Origin of the sequence: Pseudomonas sp. MWU13-2862, from assembly GCF_023242495.1 — a bacterium.
In the GTDB taxonomy this organism is placed as follows: domain Bacteria; phylum Pseudomonadota; class Gammaproteobacteria; order Pseudomonadales; family Pseudomonadaceae; genus Aquipseudomonas; species Aquipseudomonas gingeri_D.
In genome coordinates this window covers 395,423-410,366 of sequence record NZ_JALMEZ010000001.1, presented here as the reverse complement: position 1 = coordinate 410,366, position 14,944 = coordinate 395,423, and the positions used below count along the sequence as shown (strand labels likewise).

Sequence of the window (14,944 nt, the reverse complement as noted above, 5' to 3'; positions counted from 1 at the left end):
GGCGGGGTTTATTCAGTCAGGTTTTTGTCATGCATCCCGCCGCCGAACATTCGCCACTGGGCAAGTCCAGTGAGTACATCGCCACCTACACCCCGTCTTTGCTGTTTCCGATTCCACGGGCGGCCAAATGGGCCGAGCTGGGCCTGAGCGCCGAGACCCTGCCGTATGTCGGCGTGGACTTCTGGAACTGCTTCGAGTTGTCCTGGTTGTTGCCGTCCGGCAAGCCGGTGGTGGCGATCGGTGAGTTCAGCATCCCGGCGGATTCGCCGAATATCATCGAATCCAAGTCCTTCAAGCTGTACCTCAACTCCCTGAACCAGACGCCGTTCGTTGATACCGCCAGTCTGGAAGCGGTACTGCGTGCCGATCTGTCGGCCGCTGCCGGCAAGCCGGTGGGGGTGCGGGTCCGCCATTTGAGCGAGGTGCAGGCCGAGGGTGTGGTCGCTTTGCCGGGTGTGTGCATCGACGACCTGGAGATCAGTGTCAGTGACTACGCCCATCCGCGTCCGGAACTGTTGCGTTGCGATGCGTCGCGGATTGTCGAGGAGAGCGTGCACAGCCATTTGCTCAAGTCCAATTGCCCGGTGACCAGCCAGCCGGACTGGGGCAGTGTGGTGGTGGAGTATCGCGGCGCGGCGCTGGATCACGCGAGCCTGCTGGCGTATCTGGTGAGTTTCCGTCAGCACTCGGACTTCCACGAGCAGTGTGTGGAGCGGATCTTCCTCGACCTGCAACGCCTGTTGAAACCGGAAAAATTGACGGTGTATGCGCGTTACGTGCGACGGGGCGGGTTGGATATCAATCCGTATCGCAGTACCGAAGCGGCTGCGTTCCAGAACCAGCGCCTGGTGCGTCAGTAACGGCAGGTATAAAACCGACAGGCATAAAAAAGCCCCGACTAGTCGGGGCTTTTTCTATTGCGCGTACAGCTTAGGCTTGAACGACCGGAATCTTGGCGTTCGCCGCGGCTTCACGGAACTCGGCGATCTGGTCGAAGCTGAGGTAGCGGTAAACGTCGGCAGCCATGCTGTCGATCTTACCGGCGTACTCCATATATTCCTCGACGGTCGGCAGGCGACCCAGGATCGAAGCCACGGACGCCAGCTCAGCCGAAGCCAGGTAGACGTTCGCGCCGTCGCCCAGACGGTTCGGGAAGTTACGGGTCGAAGTCGAGACCACGGTGGAGTTCGGTTCTACCCGTGCCTGGTTACCCATGCACAGCGAGCAGCCCGGCATTTCCATGCGTGCGCCAGCTTTGCCGTAGATGCCGTAGTAGCCTTCTTCGGTCAGCTGGTGAGCGTCCATCTTGGTCGGCGGCGACAGCCACAGACGGGTTGGCAACTGGCCTTTGACCTGTTCCAGCAACTTGCCCGCAGCGCGGAAGTGGCCGATGTTGGTCATGCAGGAACCGATGAACACTTCATCGATCTTCTCGCCAGCAACGCTGGAGAGCAGACGGGCGTCGTCCGGGTCGTTCGGCGCGCAGAGCACAGGCTCCTTGACGTCGGCCAGGTCGATTTCGATGATTTCCGCGTACTCGGCGTCCTTGTCGGCTTCCAGCAGCTCCGGGTTGGCAACCCAGGCTTCCATCGCCTGAGCACGACGCTCCAGGGTGCGGGCATCGCCGTAGCCTTCGCCGATCATCCAGCGCAGCAGGGTGATGTTCGACTTCAGGTACTCGGCGATCGACTCTTTCGACAGCTTGATGGTGCAACCGGCGGCGGAGCGTTCGGCCGAGGCGTCGGACAGCTCGAAAGCCTGTTCGACGGTCAGGGTTTCCAGGCCTTCGATTTCCAGGATGCGGCCGGAGAAGGCGTTTTTCTTGCCTTTCTTCTCGACGGTCAGCAGGCCTTTCTGGATGGCGTAGTAAGGGATGGCATGAACCAGGTCACGCAGGGTGACGCCGGGTTGCAGCTTGCCCTTGAAACGCACCAGGATCGATTCCGGCATGTCCAATGGCATAACGCCTGTGGCGGCGGCGAAAGCCACCAGGCCGGAGCCGGCCGGGAACGAGATGCCGATCGGGAAACGGGTGTGGGAGTCACCACCGGTGCCGACGGTGTCCGGCAGCAGCATGCGGTTCAGCCAGCTGTGGATGATGCCGTCGCCCGGACGCAGGGAAACACCGCCGCGGGTCATGATGAAGTCCGGCAGGGTGTGGTGCGTGGTGACGTCGATCGGCTTCGGATAGGCCGCGGTGTGGCAGAACGACTGCATGACCAGGTCGGTGGAGAAGCCCAGGCAGGCCAGGTCTTTCAGCTCGTCGCGGGTCATCGGACCAGTGGTGTCCTGGGAACCGACGGTGGTCATCTTCGGCTCGCAGTAGGTGCCAGGACGAACGCCCGTCACGCCACAGGCCTTGCCGACCATTTTCTGCGCCAGGGTGTAGCCCTTGGTGCTTTCAGCGGGAGCTTCCGGCAGCTTGAACAGGGTCGAAGGTGGCAGGCCCAGTTCAGCGCGCGCCTTCTCGGTCAGGCCGCGGCCGATGATCAGCGGAATACGACCGCCGGCACGGACTTCGTCGAGCAGGACCGGGGTCTTCATTTCGAAGGTGGTCAGGACTTCATCGCTGTTGTGCTTGGTGACTTTGCCAGCATGGGGGTACAGGTCGATCACGTCGCCCATGTTCATGTTGGTAACGTCGAACTCGATCGGCAGTGCGCCAGCATCTTCCATGGTGTTGTAGAAGATCGGGGCGATCTTGCTGCCGAAGCAGAAGCCACCTGCGCGCTTGTTCGGCACGTAGGGGACGTCGTCGCCGAAGAACCACAGCACCGAGTTGGTGGCCGATTTACGCGACGAACCGGTACCGACCACGTCACCGACGTAGGCGATCGGGAAGCCGTCGTTGCGCATCTGCTCGATCTGTTTCATCGGGCCGATGGCGCCTTGCTGGTCAGGCACGATGCCGTCACGGGCCATTTTCAGCATGGCCAGGGCGTGCAGCGGGATGTCAGGGCGCGACCAGGCGTCCGGAGCCGGCGACAGGTCGTCGGTGTTGGTTTCGCCGGTGACCTTGAATACGCGCAGGCTGATCTTGTCGGCCAGCACCGGGCGGTTCTTGAACCACTCGCCGTCAGCCCAGGACTGGATCACTTCCTTGGCGTGGGCGTTGCCGTTCCTGGCTTTTTCCGCGACGTCGTGGAAGGCGTCGAACATCAGCAGGGTGTGCTTGAGTTGCGCGGCGGCAACGGCTGCCAGCTCGGCGTCGTCCAGCAGATCGACCAGGGTCACGATGTTGTAGCCGCCCTGCATGGTGCCGAGCAGTTCTACCGCGCGCTTCTTGTCGATCAGGGGGGACTTGACTTCACCCTTGGCCAGGGCGGAAAGGAAACCGGCCTTGACGTAGGCCGCTTCGTCCACGCCAGGCGGAACGCGGTTGGTGATCAAGTCAACGAGGAAAGCTTCTTCGCCAGCCGGGGGATTTTTCAGCAGCTCGACCAGGCCTGCGGTTTGTTCGGCGTTAAGCGGCTGGGGCACGATACCCAGGGCTGCACGCTCTTCGATATGTTTGCGGTAGGCTTCAAGCACAGTTATTACCCTCATCAGTGGTCCCAAATGGGTGTCCGGGACGCTCATCCAGAAATGCACGGCACTCATGCGCTGCGGGGCTTTTTGAGCCGCTTAGCCAGAGTTTCCACGATTTCCAACAGAAGCTGTTTTCAAAGTTTTACGCCTGCGGAACGGGGCTGATGAGGGTCGGCGCAGGGGCTTCCGGGGGGGAATTCCTGCGCCAACGCCGTTCTCTAGGGTGAACTGTGCTCGTGACGCTTTGAAAACAGCTTCCAACGGACATTGGCGCCTAAAAAGGCAGGCCGATTCTACGGCATATTCCAAAGAAAGGTAAGTTAGGCCCTACAGGTTCGGGGGTGACCCTTGTTAGACAAAGGGCTAACATGCGGACCTGTTCTGCTTTTCCGCGTGACCCCTGCCCATGTCCAATCAGACCATCAAGACCCCCTGCGTCGGCCTCTGCTCCACTGTTTACGGTGATCTGGTGTGCCGGGGCTGCAAGCGCTTCCACCACGAAGTCATCCATTGGAACGGCTACAGCGAGGAAGAAAAGCGTGCGGTCTGGTTGCGCCTGGAACAATTGCTGGTCCAGGTCATGGTGGCCAAGATCGAGGTATTCGATCCGTCCAGGCTGCGCCAGCAACTGGAGGCCCGCAAGATCCGCTTCGTGCCCCATCAGTCGGAATATTGCTGGGCATACCAGTTGATTGCCCGTGGCGCGCGGGTGATCAGCCAGTTGGAGGCCTATGGCATGGTGTTGCTGCCGGAGTTTCGCGACTGGGGCCTGCCTGAGCTGCGCGACGCCATCGATCGGGAATTTTTCCTGCTGTCCGAGGCGCATTACCAGCGCTATATCGCCCCGGGTTTCCTCAAGGAGGCCATGGGCGGCTGATCAGGGTCGTGGCGCCGTCTCCACCAGGTGATCGATGATTTCCTGGGGCTTGAGCACCAGCACATCGCTTTCCAGGGCATCGAGCACCACTTCCGCGGTATTGCCGATCAGTGCCCCGGAAATCCCGGTGCGCGCCACCGTGCCGATCACCGTCACCGCGGCCCCGAGCGTGCGGGCCATATGGGGAATCAGCACATCGGCGGGGCCTTCCTTGATATGCAGGTGTTCGTCATCCACATCGAATTGGCCCTGGAAATCCCGGCATTGGTCGCGATAACGGCCTTCGATGGTTTCCCTGAGCTGGTATACCGGGTCGGCGGCCGACAGCATGGGCGAGGGGTGGGCGCTGATCACGTGCAAGCTGCCCTTGGCCAGGCTGGCGATGTCATAGCCGTGATCAATGATGCTGGCGTGCAGGTGCCGGTGTTCATCATCGGCATTGCCCACGTCCACGGCCGCCAGAACGACGCCTCCTGACCAGGGCGTCTCGGTCTTGACCATCAATACGGCGCAGGGGCAGTAGCGCAGCAGCTTCCAGTCGGAAGGGGTCAGCAGGGCCTTCTTCAGCGGGCTGTCGGGGCGGTGTTGCTTGATCACCAGGCCACAGCCTTCGGCCTGTTGCACGCCGATGATGGTCTCGTGCATGGTCTTGTCCCAGGCTTGTTCGGCCGTGGCGCTGTAGCCGTCGTCATGCAACTGGCTCTTGAGCAGGCTGAGCAGGGCGCTGTGGTCGTGCTTGGGATCACACATCAGCAGGTGCAGGTGCGCATCCGTGACGCCGGCGATCAGCTTGGCGCGGTTGAGGGCCAGGCTGTGGGCGTGGTCGGGGTCGAGTATCACCAGAATGCTGCGGATGGCTTGCATGGTCGGGGTGCTCCGAGAAAGTCTGAAGGCGACTTGATACAACTATAGTTGCAGTCTGCCGACTGCGACCTTGATGCATATCAAGCAGGGCGACTGGCGATCTGCTCCGGCCGCCGTATAATCGGCGACCTTGTTCTGCCTGATCCCCCCGGTTTTTGTGAGCCCCATGTCGACTATTCCCGCGTTGCGCCCTTGCCAAGCCTCTCCTGTGACGGGAGTTTTCCTGTGAATCTGCCGGAAATCCATGAATTCCTCGGTTGCCCGACCCCGCAAGGTTGGGTGCAGGCGGCGCTGGCGGATCAGGAAACGCTGCTGATCGATCACAAGAACTGCGAGTTCAAGGCGGCCAGCACCGCCTTGAGCCTGATCGCCAAGTACCACTCCCATGTCGATCTGATCAACCTGATGTCGCGTCTGGCCCGGGAAGAGTTGGTGCACCACGAACAGGTCATGCGGCTGATGAAGCGGCGCAAGATCGAGTTGCGGCAGTTGTCCGCCGGTCGTTATGCCTCGGGGTTGCGCAAGGCGGTCCGTAGCCACGAACCGGTCAAACTGGTGGACACCCTGGTGGTCGGCGCCTTTATCGAAGCCCGCAGTTGCGAGCGCTTCGAGGCCCTGGTGCCGCATCTGGACGAAGAACTGGGCAAATTCTACTTCGGCCTGCTCAAGAGCGAGGCCCGGCATTTCCAGGGTTACCTGAAACTGGCCTACCAATACGGCGACGCCGAGGACGTCGGCCGAGTCATCGAGCGGGTGCGGGCGGTCGAGCAGGACCTGATCGAGTCACCCGACAGCGAATTCCGCTTCCACAGCGGTGTCCCGGCCGTTGCCAGCGTTTAAGTGCGCACCAGCTTTTCCAGCGCCGCGTCCGCCAGGAACGATGAGCGGCTCTTGATCCGGTGGTCGCGCACGTAACGATCGATACGCTGGATCACAAAGCCGGGAAGGGTCACGTTGACCTTCTCGGTCTTGCCCAGGTAGGGCGAGATATCGATTTCCAGCATGCCCCAGCCCATGTCCGCGAACTCGGGATTTTTCCGATGGGTGAAGGAGGGCGAGGGTGTCGGCACGGGCTGACCGTTCGAAACGATCTCCTCGAGCATGATGTGGGCGATTTCCAGGGCGGCGTTATAAGCCTCTTCGAACGTATCGCCGGCGGTCACGGCCCCCGGAATATCCGGAATCTGGATGCCGATGGCGGTGTGTTCATCACCCCATTCAATCGCGATGGGATATTGCATGATGGTCTCCTGATTGAACGGGTTCATAGCAAGCCCGCCCGTTTTCTGATGCTTCTGATGGTCCCGAGCGGCAGATCCTTCTTCGGATGTGGCACGGGGATCGAGTGGGGGCTGCTGGGGTGGACAAACACATGATGACTGCCCCTGATTCGTTTCAGTATCCAGCCAGCGGCCTCCAGTTCGGCGATCAAATCCCTGCTTTTCACCTGTGACTCCTTGTCAGGTATGTCAGGGAAGCCTAGCCGTATCGCTATCAAACATCGAATTCAAAGGTGTGTCTAGAGTTATCTATCCGGCGGGTCGCCTTTCATCGACTAAATAAAAAGCTTGCTAACTAATGCTTTGATATTAGCTGCCTAAGCAGTAATATCTCACCAACTCTCTGCCTAAGCAGCTTTTGGTGGCCTAATGAAACATTTCACCCCGGACGACTTTCACAACTGCCATCTCGGCTTGCTCCTGGGCCGTGCCGCGTTGCTCAAGGACCGGATCATCGACGCCCATATGGTGCCGTACGGCATCACCGCCGCGCAGTTCAAGGTGTTGATCATCATGGCCCAGTTCGGGGTCGATACTCCGGCCGAGCTGTGCCGCCACCTGTCCCTGGACAGCGGTTCGATGACCCGCATGCTCGATCGCCTGGAGCAGAAAGATCTGCTCGCCCGTCGGCGCTCCGAAGGTGATCGGCGCCAGGTGCAACTGGTGCTCACGGCGCAGGGGCAGGTCCTTGCCGACCGTTTGCCGGAAATCGGTGCCGATGCGATGAACGAACTGGCAGGGGCTGTCACCCCGCAAGAGCTGCGGAGCCTGGAAGAGATCCTGAAGAAAATTTTGCTGGCGGCCGGGGACTCGATCACCCTGCTGCGGGTGGGTGAAAAAAATGAGCAGTAAAACCCTGCGTACCGGCTTCAGCCTGGTGTTCGTGTCGATGGTCCTGGCCGGTTGCGCCAGCTACAGCGGCCTGAACACCGAAGGCGTCAGCCTCGAGGCGAAAGACCTCAAGGCCGCTCAATCCCTCAAGGGCGTGACCCTGTCGCCGGCGGCCTGGCCGAAAAGCGACTGGTGGAAAAGCCTCGGCGATCCGCAACTCGATGGCCTGATCCGCGAAGCCCTGCGCGACAGCCCCGATATGCAGGTCGCCAGCGCGCGGGCGCATCAGGCCAGCGCAGCGGCCGATGCCGCCGATGCGGCGCGGACGCCGACCCTCGATGCCAGTGGCGGTATCACCCGTTCGCGCCTGCCACGGGACCAGGACCCCACCGGTCGCGGCGGCCTCTACGAGACCGTGCGCAAGGCGGGTGTCACCTTCAACTACAGCTTCGATCTCTGGGGCGGCCAGCGTGACGCCTGGGAAGCCGCGTTGGGCCAGGCGCGCGCCGCCGAAGTCGACCGCCAGGCCGCGCAACTGACCCTGGCCGCCGACGTGGCACGGGCCTACAGCAACCTGGGGCAGGCGCATATCGTCTATGACCTGGCCAACGATGACCTGCAGCGCACCCACAAGCTGCTGGACCTGGGCAAGCGTCGGCTGAGTTCCGGCATCGACAGCCACTACCAGTACCAGCAGACCGAAAGCCTGGCCGCCACGGCTGAAGAGCAGGTGATCGACGCCGGGAAAAAGCTGCAAAGCGCCAAGGTCGCCCTGGCCGTGTTGCTGGGCAAGGGCCCGGATCGCGGCAATGAGATCGCCCGGCCGAAAATCCTCCAGCCGAGCGCCGTGGCCTTGCCTTCGGTGCTGCCGGCGGAACTGCTGGGGCGGCGTCCGGACCTGGTGGCCGCGCGCTGGCGTGTCGAGGCCGCGAGCAAGGATATCGCTGCCGGCAAGACGCGTTTCTATCCCAACCTCAACCTGAGTGCCGCCGCCGGTGGCGAGTCGTTGCTGGGAGATGCGATGTTCGGTTCCCCCAGTCGCTTCTTCAGCATCGCGCCGACCGTCTCGTTGCCGATCTTCGATGGCGGTCGCCTGCGCGCCGGCCTCGACGCCAAGGACGCCGACTACGACCTGGCGGTGGCGCAATACAACAAGAGCCTGGTCCAGGCCCTGGGTGATGTCAGCGACACCCTCCAGCAACTGCGCGCCCTCGGCCAGCAGATCGTGGCCCAGCAACATGCGGCGGATATCGCCCAGGACTCCTATAACACGGTGTTGCAGCGCTACGGCGCGGGCATCGGCAACTACCTGGACGTACTCACCATCGAGCAGACCCTGTTGCAGGCCCAGCGTCAGTTGGCGGACCTGAATGCCCAGCAGATCGACCTCTCCATTGAACTGATGCAGGCCCTGGGTGGTGGTTTCCAGGCTGACAACATCGCCTCGAACGCCACCCGCCCCTCGGCTCAGACTTATTAATTCAAGGTACTTGCCATGGCCATTGCAACGAACACTACTGAAACAACCCAGGATGCTGGCAATTCCCGCAAGCGCAAGGTCATGCTGACCGGTCTCACCCTGCTGGTGATCCTTGGCGGCCTCGGTGTCTGGGGTTGGCATGAAGTCTACGGACGCTGGAACGAAAGCACCGACGACGCCTATGTCAACGGCAACGTGGTGGAAGTCACCCCGTTGGCGACCGGCACCGTGGTCAGCATCGGTGCCGATGACGGCGATCTGGTGCATGCCGGGCAGGTGCTGGTGAACTTCGATCCGAGTGACGCCAAGATCGGTCTGCAAAGCGCCGAGGCCAACCTGGCCAAGGCCGTGCGCCAGGTCCGCGGTCTGTACAGCAATGTCGACGGCATACGCGCCCAGGTCGCCGAGCAGAAGACAGCGGTGCAGAAGGCCCAGGAAAACTTTACCCGTCGCAAGAACCTGGCGGCCGGTGGCGCGATTTCCCAGGAAGAGCTGTCCCACGCCCGTGACGACCTGACCTCCGCCCAGAGCGCGCTGAACAACGTCCAGCATCAACTCAACAGCAGCAATGCCCTGGTGGATGATACCGTGGTATCCAATCACCCGGATGTCAAAGCCGCGGCCGCGCAACTGCGCCAGGCTTATCTGGCCAATGCGCGGACCACCCTGATTGCCCCGGTCACCGGCTATGTCGCCAAGCGCACCGTGCAATTGGGCCAGCGGGTTCAGCCGGGTACCGCGCTGATGGCGGTGATTCCCCTGGATCAGCTGTGGATCGACGCCAACTTCAAGGAAACCCAGCTGCGTGATATGCGCATCGGTCAGCCCGTGGACATCGAGGCCGACCTGTATGGCAGTTCGGTGAAATTCAGCGGCACCATCGACAGCCTCGGCGCCGGCACCGGCAGTGCCTTTGCCTTGCTACCGGCGCAGAACGCCACCGGCAACTGGATCAAGATTGTCCAACGGGTGCCGGTGCGCATTCACATCAACGCCGAAGAGCTGGCCAAGCACCCGCTGCGGGTCGGCCTGTCGACCCAGGTCGAGGTCAACCTGCATGACCAGAGCGGCCCGGTGCTGGCCCAGCAGCCGCCGCAGAAGGCTTCGTTCAGCACCGATGTGTATGGGCAGCAACTGGCCGATGCCGATGCGGAAATTACCCGGCTGATCCATGAAAACAGCGCCACAGCGACGAAAACCGCGCAACGCTGAGTCGCCAATCCAGCCGCGACCCGAGCGTCGCGGCACCTGCCTCGTTTCCAAGGATTCGCGATGAGCTCGAACGCATCTTTCACTCCCCCCAGCCTGTTGCTCAGCACCATCGGCCTGTCGCTGGCGACCTTCATGCAGGTGCTCGACACCACCATCGCCAACGTGGCCTTGCCGACCATTTCCGGCAACCTGGGGGTGAGTTCGGAGCAGGGCACCTGGGTCATCACCTCCTTTGCCGTGAGCAACGCTATCGCCTTGCCGCTGACCGGCTGGCTGAGCCGGCGCTTTGGCGAGGTGAAACTGTTTATCTGGGCGACGATCCTTTTTGTCATGGCGTCGTTCCTCTGCGGTATTTCCACCTCGATGCCTGAACTGGTGGGCTTTCGCGTGCTGCAAGGGCTGGTCGCCGGGCCGCTGTACCCGATGACCCAGACGCTGCTGATTGCGGTCTATCCGCCGGCCAAGCGCGGCATGGCCCTGGCGCTATTGGCAATGGTCACGGTGGTCGCGCCGATTGCCGGGCCGATTCTCGGCGGCTGGATTACCGACAGCTACAGCTGGCCGTGGATCTTCTTTATCAACGTGCCCATCGGCGTATTCGCCGCGATGGTGGTTCGCCAGCAACTCAAGGCCCGGCCGGTGGAGATCAGTCGCCAGCCGATGGACTATGTCGGTTTGCTGACCTTGATCATTGGTGTCGGGGCCTTGCAGGTGATCCTCGACAAGGGCAATGACCTGGACTGGTTCGAGTCGAACTTCATCGTGATCGGTGCGGTCATCTCGGCGATTGCCCTGTCGGTGTTCGTGATCTGGGAGATGACGGACAAGCATCCGGTGGTCAATCTGCGGCTGTTCGCCTATCGCAACTTCCGCATCGGGACCATTGTGCTGATCCTCGGCTACGCCGGGTTCTTCGGCATCAACCTGATCCTGCCGCAGTGGTTGCAGACCCAGATGGGCTACACCGCGACCTGGGCCGGCCTCGCGGTGGCGCCGATCGGGATCCTGCCGGTACTGATGTCGCCTTTCGTCGGTAAATACGCCAATAAGGTCGATCTGCGCCTACTCGCCGGCCTGGCGTTCCTGGCAATCGGCCTGAGCTGCTTTATGCGCGCCGGTTTTACCAACGAGGTGGACTTCGGGCATATTGCCATGGTGCAACTGTTCATGGGGATCGGTGTGGCGTTGTTCTTCATGCCGACCCTGAGCATCCTGATGTCGGACCTGCCGCCCAGCCAGATTGCCGACGGTGCCGGCCTGGCGACTTTCCTGCGTACGTTGGGGGGCAGCTTTGCCGCATCGCTGACCACCTGGATCTGGATTCGCCGGGCGGACCAGCACCATGCTTATCTCAGTGAAAGCATCACCCCCTTCGATCCGGCGACGCGCGACACCCTGAGCAATCTCGGTGGGGCGGGTACCCGGGCTTATGCCCAGTTGGATCAGGTGCTCACCAGCCAGGCGTACATGCTCTCGACCGTGGATTACTTTACGTTGCTGGGTTGGGGCTTCATGGGCTTGATGCTGCTGGTGTGGCTGGCCAAGCCGCCGTTCGCGGCGAAGGCCGGGCCGGCTGCGGCGGGGCATTGACGATAATACGCACGGCACAAAACCTGTAGGAGCCTTGCGGGCCTATTCGCGGGCAAGCCACGCTCCTACAGGTCAGTGTTCAGGCTGGCGGCATGAAATCAAACGCCGCCAGCTGGAAACCCTGCTCGTCCACCTGCAAGGCCCAGCCCTGGCGATCCCAATCCCCCAGCACAATCCGTTTTGCCGCCTGCGCGCCGAGTTGCAGCTTGTGAATGGCCGGTCGATGGGTGTGGCCGTGGATCAGGGTCTGCACACCATGCTGCTGCATGACCTGCACCACCTCATCCGGCGTCACATCGACAATGTCATTGGCTTTCATCCGCGTCTGCGCACGACTCTCGCTGCGCAATTTGCGCGCCAGCTTGTGGCGGGTGCGCAGCGGCAGATGCCGGAGGATGAACAAGGTGATGGGGTTGCGCAGATAACGACGCAGGCGCATATAGGCCTCGTCCCGCGTGCACAGGCTGTCGCCGTGCATCAACAGCACCGGCTCGTCATTCATCCGCACCACGCTCGGGTCCTTGAGCAGGGTCGCGCCGGCCGCTTTGCAAAAGGCCTTGCCCAGCAGGAAGTCACGATTGCCGTGCATCAGGAAAACCTGCGTGCCACTGTCGCTCAATGCGCGCAAGGCTGCGCAGATCGAGTCTTGAAAGGGGGTCATGGCATCGTCGCCGATCCAGACTTCGAAAAAATCGCCCAGGATGTACAGCGCTTGTGCCGAACGGGCGCGTCCGGCGAGGAAATCCAGAAACGCCCGGGTAATGTCCGGGCGCTCCTCTTCCAGATGCAAATCTGAAATCAGCAGTATCACTCAACGATCTCTGCTTTCTCGATGATCACGTCTTCTGCGGGTACGTCCTGGTGGCCGGCCTTCATGGTGGTGGCCACGCCTTTGATCTTGTCGACCACTTCAGTGCCGGAAACCACTTTGGCGAATACCGCGTAGCCCCAGCCCTGGACGGTCTTGGCGCTGTGGTTCAGGAAGCTGTTGTCGGTGACGTTGATGAAGAACTGCGCGGAGGCCGAATGCGGCTCCATGGTACGGGCCATGGCAACGCTGTACTTCTCGTTCGGCAGGCCGTTGTCGGCTTCGTTCTGGATGCTCGGGCGCTTGTCTTTCTTTTCTTTCATGCCAGGCTCGAAACCGCCGCCCTGGATCATGAAGTTGCCGATCACACGGTGGAAAACGGTGTTTTCGTAGTGGCCGGCGTTAACGTACTCGATGAAGTTGGCCACGGTGATCGGGGCTTTCTCGGCGTTCAGTTCCAGGACGATTTCGCCGTGGTTGGTGGTCAGTTTGACTTGGGTCATCTTGGCTACTCTTTGAAGGAATTCGTGGGTTTCGGCATGCGGGTACCGCTCGCGGGGCCGAACCGATCTGGCATAAAACGACCAGGTTGCGCAGTTTAGCGTGAGGCGCGGGAATTTCGAGGCGGTTTTTTCATCCCGGCACTATTAATAGCCGCCGTTTTCGGCGCGCCACTGTCAGCTGCCTGATCGCATCGGCTATGATAGCCGTTTTGATTGATCAGGCCGCCCCCGGCCGCGCAACCGCAAGCCCAAGGATCCTATGAGCAAGCCCACTGTCGACCCTACCTCGAACGTCAAGACCGGACCGGCTGTCCCGGTCAACTTCCTGCGCCCGATCATTCAGGCCGACCTGGACTCGGGCAAGCACACTCAGATCGTGACGCGTTTCCCGCCTGAGCCCAACGGCTACCTGCACATCGGCCACGCCAAGTCGATCTGCGTGAACTTCGGCCTGGCCCAGGAGTTCGGCGGCGTCACGCACCTGCGTTTCGACGACACCAACCCGGCCAAGGAAGACCAGGAATACATCGACGCCATCGAAAGCGACGTCAAGTGGCTGGGCTTCGAATGGTCCGGTGAAGTGCGCTATGCCTCGCAGTATTTCGATCAGTTGCACGACTGGGCGGTGGAGCTGATCAAGGCCGGCAAGGCCTACGTCGACGACCTGACCCCCGAGCAGGCCAAGGAATACCGTGGCAGCCTGACCGAGCCGGGCAAGAACAGCCCGTTCCGCGAGCGTTCGGTGGAAGAGAACCTCGACTGGTTCGCGCGCATGCGAGCCGGAGAATTCCCGGACGGCGCCCGCGTGCTGCGGGCCAAGATCGACATGGCTTCGCCGAACATGAACCTGCGCGATCCGATCATGTATCGCATCCGCCACGCTCATCACCACCAGACCGGCGACAAGTGGTGCATCTACCCGAACTACGACTTCACCCACGGTCAATCGGATGCCATCGAAGGCATTACCCACTCGATCTGCACCCTGGAGTTCGAAAGCCACCGTCCGTTGTACGAGTGGTTTCTGGAAAACCTGCCCGTGCCGGCGCACCCGCGTCAGTATGAGTTCAGCCGCCTGAACCTGAACTACACCATCACCAGCAAGCGCAAGCTCAAGCAGTTGGTGGACGAGAAGCACGTCAACGGCTGGGACGACCCGCGCATGTCGACGCTCTCGGGCTTCCGTCGCCGTGGCTACACGCCTAAATCCATCCGCAACTTCTGCGAAATGGTCGGCACCAACCGTTCCGACGGCGTGGTGGACTTCGGCATGCTGGAATTCAGCATCCGCGACGACCTCGATCACAGCGCGCCACGGGCCATGTGCGTGCTGCGTCCGCTGAAAGTCGTGATCACCAACTACCCGGAAGGCCAGGTCGAGAATCTCGAACTGCCGCGCCACCCGAAAGAAGACATGGGCGTGCGCGCATTGCCGTTCGCCCGTGAGATCTACATTGATCGCGACGACTTCATGGAAGAGCCGCCCAAGGGCTACAAGCGCCTGGAGCCGACCGGTGAGGTGCGCCTGCGCGGCAGCTACGTGATCCGTGCCGACGAAGCCATCAAGGATGCCGACGGCAATATCGTCGAGCTGCGCTGCTCCTACGATCCTGAAACCCTGGGCAAGAACCCCGAAGGGCGCAAGGTCAAGGGTGTGATCCACTGGGTGCCGGCGGCGGCCAGCGTCGAGTGCGAAGTGCGCCTGTACGATCGCCTGTTCCGTTCGGCCAACCCCGAGAAAGCCGAAGACAGCGCCAGTTTCCTGGACAACATCAACCCTGACTCACTGCAAGTTCTCACGGGTTGTCGTGCTGAACCCTCGCTGGGCAATGCACAGCCGGAAGACCGTTTCCAGTTCGAGCGCGAAGGTTACTTCTGTGCGGATATCAAGGACTCGAAACCCGGTGCTCCGGTCTTCAACCGTACCGTGACCTTGCGTGATTCGTGGGGCCAGTGATTCTTTAAGGACGC

14 protein-coding genes are annotated in these 14,944 nt (G+C 61.6%); 8 read left to right on the top strand and 6 right to left on the bottom strand.

The window, feature by feature from the left end; translation table 11 throughout:
• Positions 1-29: 29 nt before the first annotated feature.
• Positions 30-860, top strand: a complete 831-nt coding sequence (gene queF / locus M5C56_RS01960; RefSeq protein ID WP_103499477.1) for an NADPH-dependent 7-cyano-7-deazaguanine reductase QueF — start codon at positions 30-32, stop codon at positions 858-860.
• Positions 861-930: 70 nt separating this feature from the next.
• On the opposite strand, the gene acnB is transcribed toward queF, so the two are convergent.
• Positions 931-3,531, bottom strand: coding sequence for a bifunctional aconitate hydratase 2/2-methylisocitrate dehydratase (gene acnB, locus M5C56_RS01955; protein ID WP_103499476.1), 2,601 nt, complete (start codon positions 3,529-3,531; stop codon positions 931-933).
• Between the two features lie 403 nt (positions 3,532-3,934).
• Here acnB and M5C56_RS01950 point away from each other — a divergent pair, with 403 nt between their 5' ends.
• Entirely contained in the window at positions 3,935-4,405 is a 471-nt protein-coding gene (locus tag M5C56_RS01950) for a DUF1289 domain-containing protein (protein ID WP_103499475.1), read from the top strand.
• Here M5C56_RS01950 and M5C56_RS01945 read toward each other — a convergent pair whose 3' ends face one another.
• On the bottom strand, positions 4,406-5,269 hold the full coding sequence (locus M5C56_RS01945; protein WP_103499474.1) for a universal stress protein: 864 nt from the start codon (positions 5,267-5,269) through the stop codon (positions 4,406-4,408).
• Between the two features lie 225 nt (positions 5,270-5,494).
• Between M5C56_RS01945 and miaE the strand changes: the two genes are divergently transcribed.
• Positions 5,495-6,109 carry a tRNA isopentenyl-2-thiomethyl-A-37 hydroxylase MiaE gene (gene miaE, locus M5C56_RS01940; protein WP_103499472.1) on the top strand — a complete coding sequence of 205 codons (615 nt, stop codon included), beginning with the start codon at positions 5,495-5,497 and terminating at the stop codon, positions 6,107-6,109.
• Here the strand turns inward: miaE and M5C56_RS01935 are convergent.
• On the bottom strand, positions 6,106-6,510 hold the full coding sequence (locus tag M5C56_RS01935; protein WP_103499481.1) for a type II toxin-antitoxin system HicB family antitoxin: 405 nt from the start codon (positions 6,508-6,510) through the stop codon (positions 6,106-6,108). The genes miaE and M5C56_RS01935 overlap by 4 nt on opposite strands.
• Before the next feature lie 23 nt (positions 6,511-6,533).
• On the bottom strand, positions 6,534-6,716 hold the full coding sequence (locus M5C56_RS01930) for a type II toxin-antitoxin system HicA family toxin (protein WP_103499471.1): 183 nt from the start codon (positions 6,714-6,716) through the stop codon (positions 6,534-6,536).
• Positions 6,717-6,918: 202 nt separating this feature from the next.
• Between M5C56_RS01930 and M5C56_RS01925 the strand changes: the two genes are divergently transcribed.
• The 4 genes from M5C56_RS01925 to M5C56_RS01910 are packed head-to-tail and all read left to right on the top strand — an operon-like array spanning position 6,919 to position 11,662.
• Entirely contained in the window at positions 6,919-7,401 is a 483-nt protein-coding gene (locus tag M5C56_RS01925) for a MarR family transcriptional regulator (RefSeq protein ID WP_103499470.1), read from the top strand.
• Complete coding sequence (locus M5C56_RS01920) at positions 7,391-8,860, top strand: efflux transporter outer membrane subunit (protein ID WP_103499469.1); 1,470 nt, start codon at positions 7,391-7,393, stop codon at positions 8,858-8,860. The genes M5C56_RS01925 and M5C56_RS01920 overlap by 11 nt, the downstream gene beginning before the upstream one ends.
• 15 nt (positions 8,861-8,875) lie before the next feature.
• Positions 8,876-10,072, top strand: coding sequence for an efflux RND transporter periplasmic adaptor subunit (locus tag M5C56_RS01915; RefSeq protein ID WP_103499468.1), 1,197 nt, complete (start codon positions 8,876-8,878; stop codon positions 10,070-10,072).
• Positions 10,073-10,132: 60 nt separating this feature from the next.
• On the top strand, positions 10,133-11,662 hold the full coding sequence (locus tag M5C56_RS01910) for a DHA2 family efflux MFS transporter permease subunit (RefSeq protein ID WP_103499467.1): 1,530 nt from the start codon (positions 10,133-10,135) through the stop codon (positions 11,660-11,662).
• Positions 11,663-11,741: 79 nt separating this feature from the next.
• Here M5C56_RS01910 and M5C56_RS01905 read toward each other — a convergent pair whose 3' ends face one another.
• Both M5C56_RS01905 and M5C56_RS01900 read right to left on the bottom strand, forming a co-directional pair.
• Positions 11,742-12,473 (bottom strand): UDP-2,3-diacylglucosamine diphosphatase, encoded by a 732-nt coding sequence (locus tag M5C56_RS01905; RefSeq protein ID WP_103499466.1) that lies wholly within the window; start codon positions 12,471-12,473, stop codon positions 11,742-11,744.
• The gene (locus tag M5C56_RS01900; RefSeq protein WP_103499465.1) at positions 12,470-12,973 is read right to left on the bottom strand and encodes a peptidylprolyl isomerase; all 504 of its coding nucleotides are present in this window, start codon (positions 12,971-12,973) and stop codon (positions 12,470-12,472) included. Before M5C56_RS01900 ends, M5C56_RS01905 begins: the two co-directional genes overlap by 4 nt.
• A gap of 259 nt (positions 12,974-13,232) precedes the next feature.
• On the opposite strand from M5C56_RS01900, the gene M5C56_RS01895 reads away from it, so the two are divergent.
• Positions 13,233-14,930, top strand: a complete 1,698-nt coding sequence (locus M5C56_RS01895) for a glutamine--tRNA ligase/YqeY domain fusion protein (RefSeq protein ID WP_103499464.1) — start codon at positions 13,233-13,235, stop codon at positions 14,928-14,930.
• The last annotated feature ends 14 nt before the right edge of the window (positions 14,931-14,944 follow it).

What these genes read in the sequence shown, in the direction of transcription:
- queF (WP_103499477.1), top strand. Translation starts at nt 30, where the DNA reads ATGCATCCCGCCGCCGAACATTCGCCACTGGGCAAGTCCAGTGAGTAC.
- M5C56_RS01950 (WP_103499475.1), top strand. Translation starts at nt 3,935, where the DNA reads ATGTCCAATCAGACCATCAAGACCCCCTGCGTCGGCCTCTGCTCCACT.
- M5C56_RS01945 (WP_103499474.1), bottom strand. Translation starts at nt 5,269, where the DNA reads ATGCAAGCCATCCGCAGCATTCTGGTGATACTCGACCCCGACCACGCC.
- M5C56_RS01935 (WP_103499481.1), bottom strand. Translation starts at nt 6,510, where the DNA reads ATGCAATATCCCATCGCGATTGAATGGGGTGATGAACACACCGCCATC.
- M5C56_RS01925 (WP_103499470.1), top strand. Translation starts at nt 6,919, where the DNA reads ATGAAACATTTCACCCCGGACGACTTTCACAACTGCCATCTCGGCTTG.
- M5C56_RS01920 (WP_103499469.1), top strand. Translation starts at nt 7,391, where the DNA reads ATGAGCAGTAAAACCCTGCGTACCGGCTTCAGCCTGGTGTTCGTGTCG.
- M5C56_RS01915 (WP_103499468.1), top strand. Translation starts at nt 8,876, where the DNA reads ATGGCCATTGCAACGAACACTACTGAAACAACCCAGGATGCTGGCAAT.
- M5C56_RS01910 (WP_103499467.1), top strand. Translation starts at nt 10,133, where the DNA reads ATGAGCTCGAACGCATCTTTCACTCCCCCCAGCCTGTTGCTCAGCACC.
- M5C56_RS01900 (WP_103499465.1), bottom strand. Translation starts at nt 12,973, where the DNA reads ATGACCCAAGTCAAACTGACCACCAACCACGGCGAAATCGTCCTGGAA.
- M5C56_RS01895 (WP_103499464.1), top strand. Translation starts at nt 13,233, where the DNA reads ATGAGCAAGCCCACTGTCGACCCTACCTCGAACGTCAAGACCGGACCG.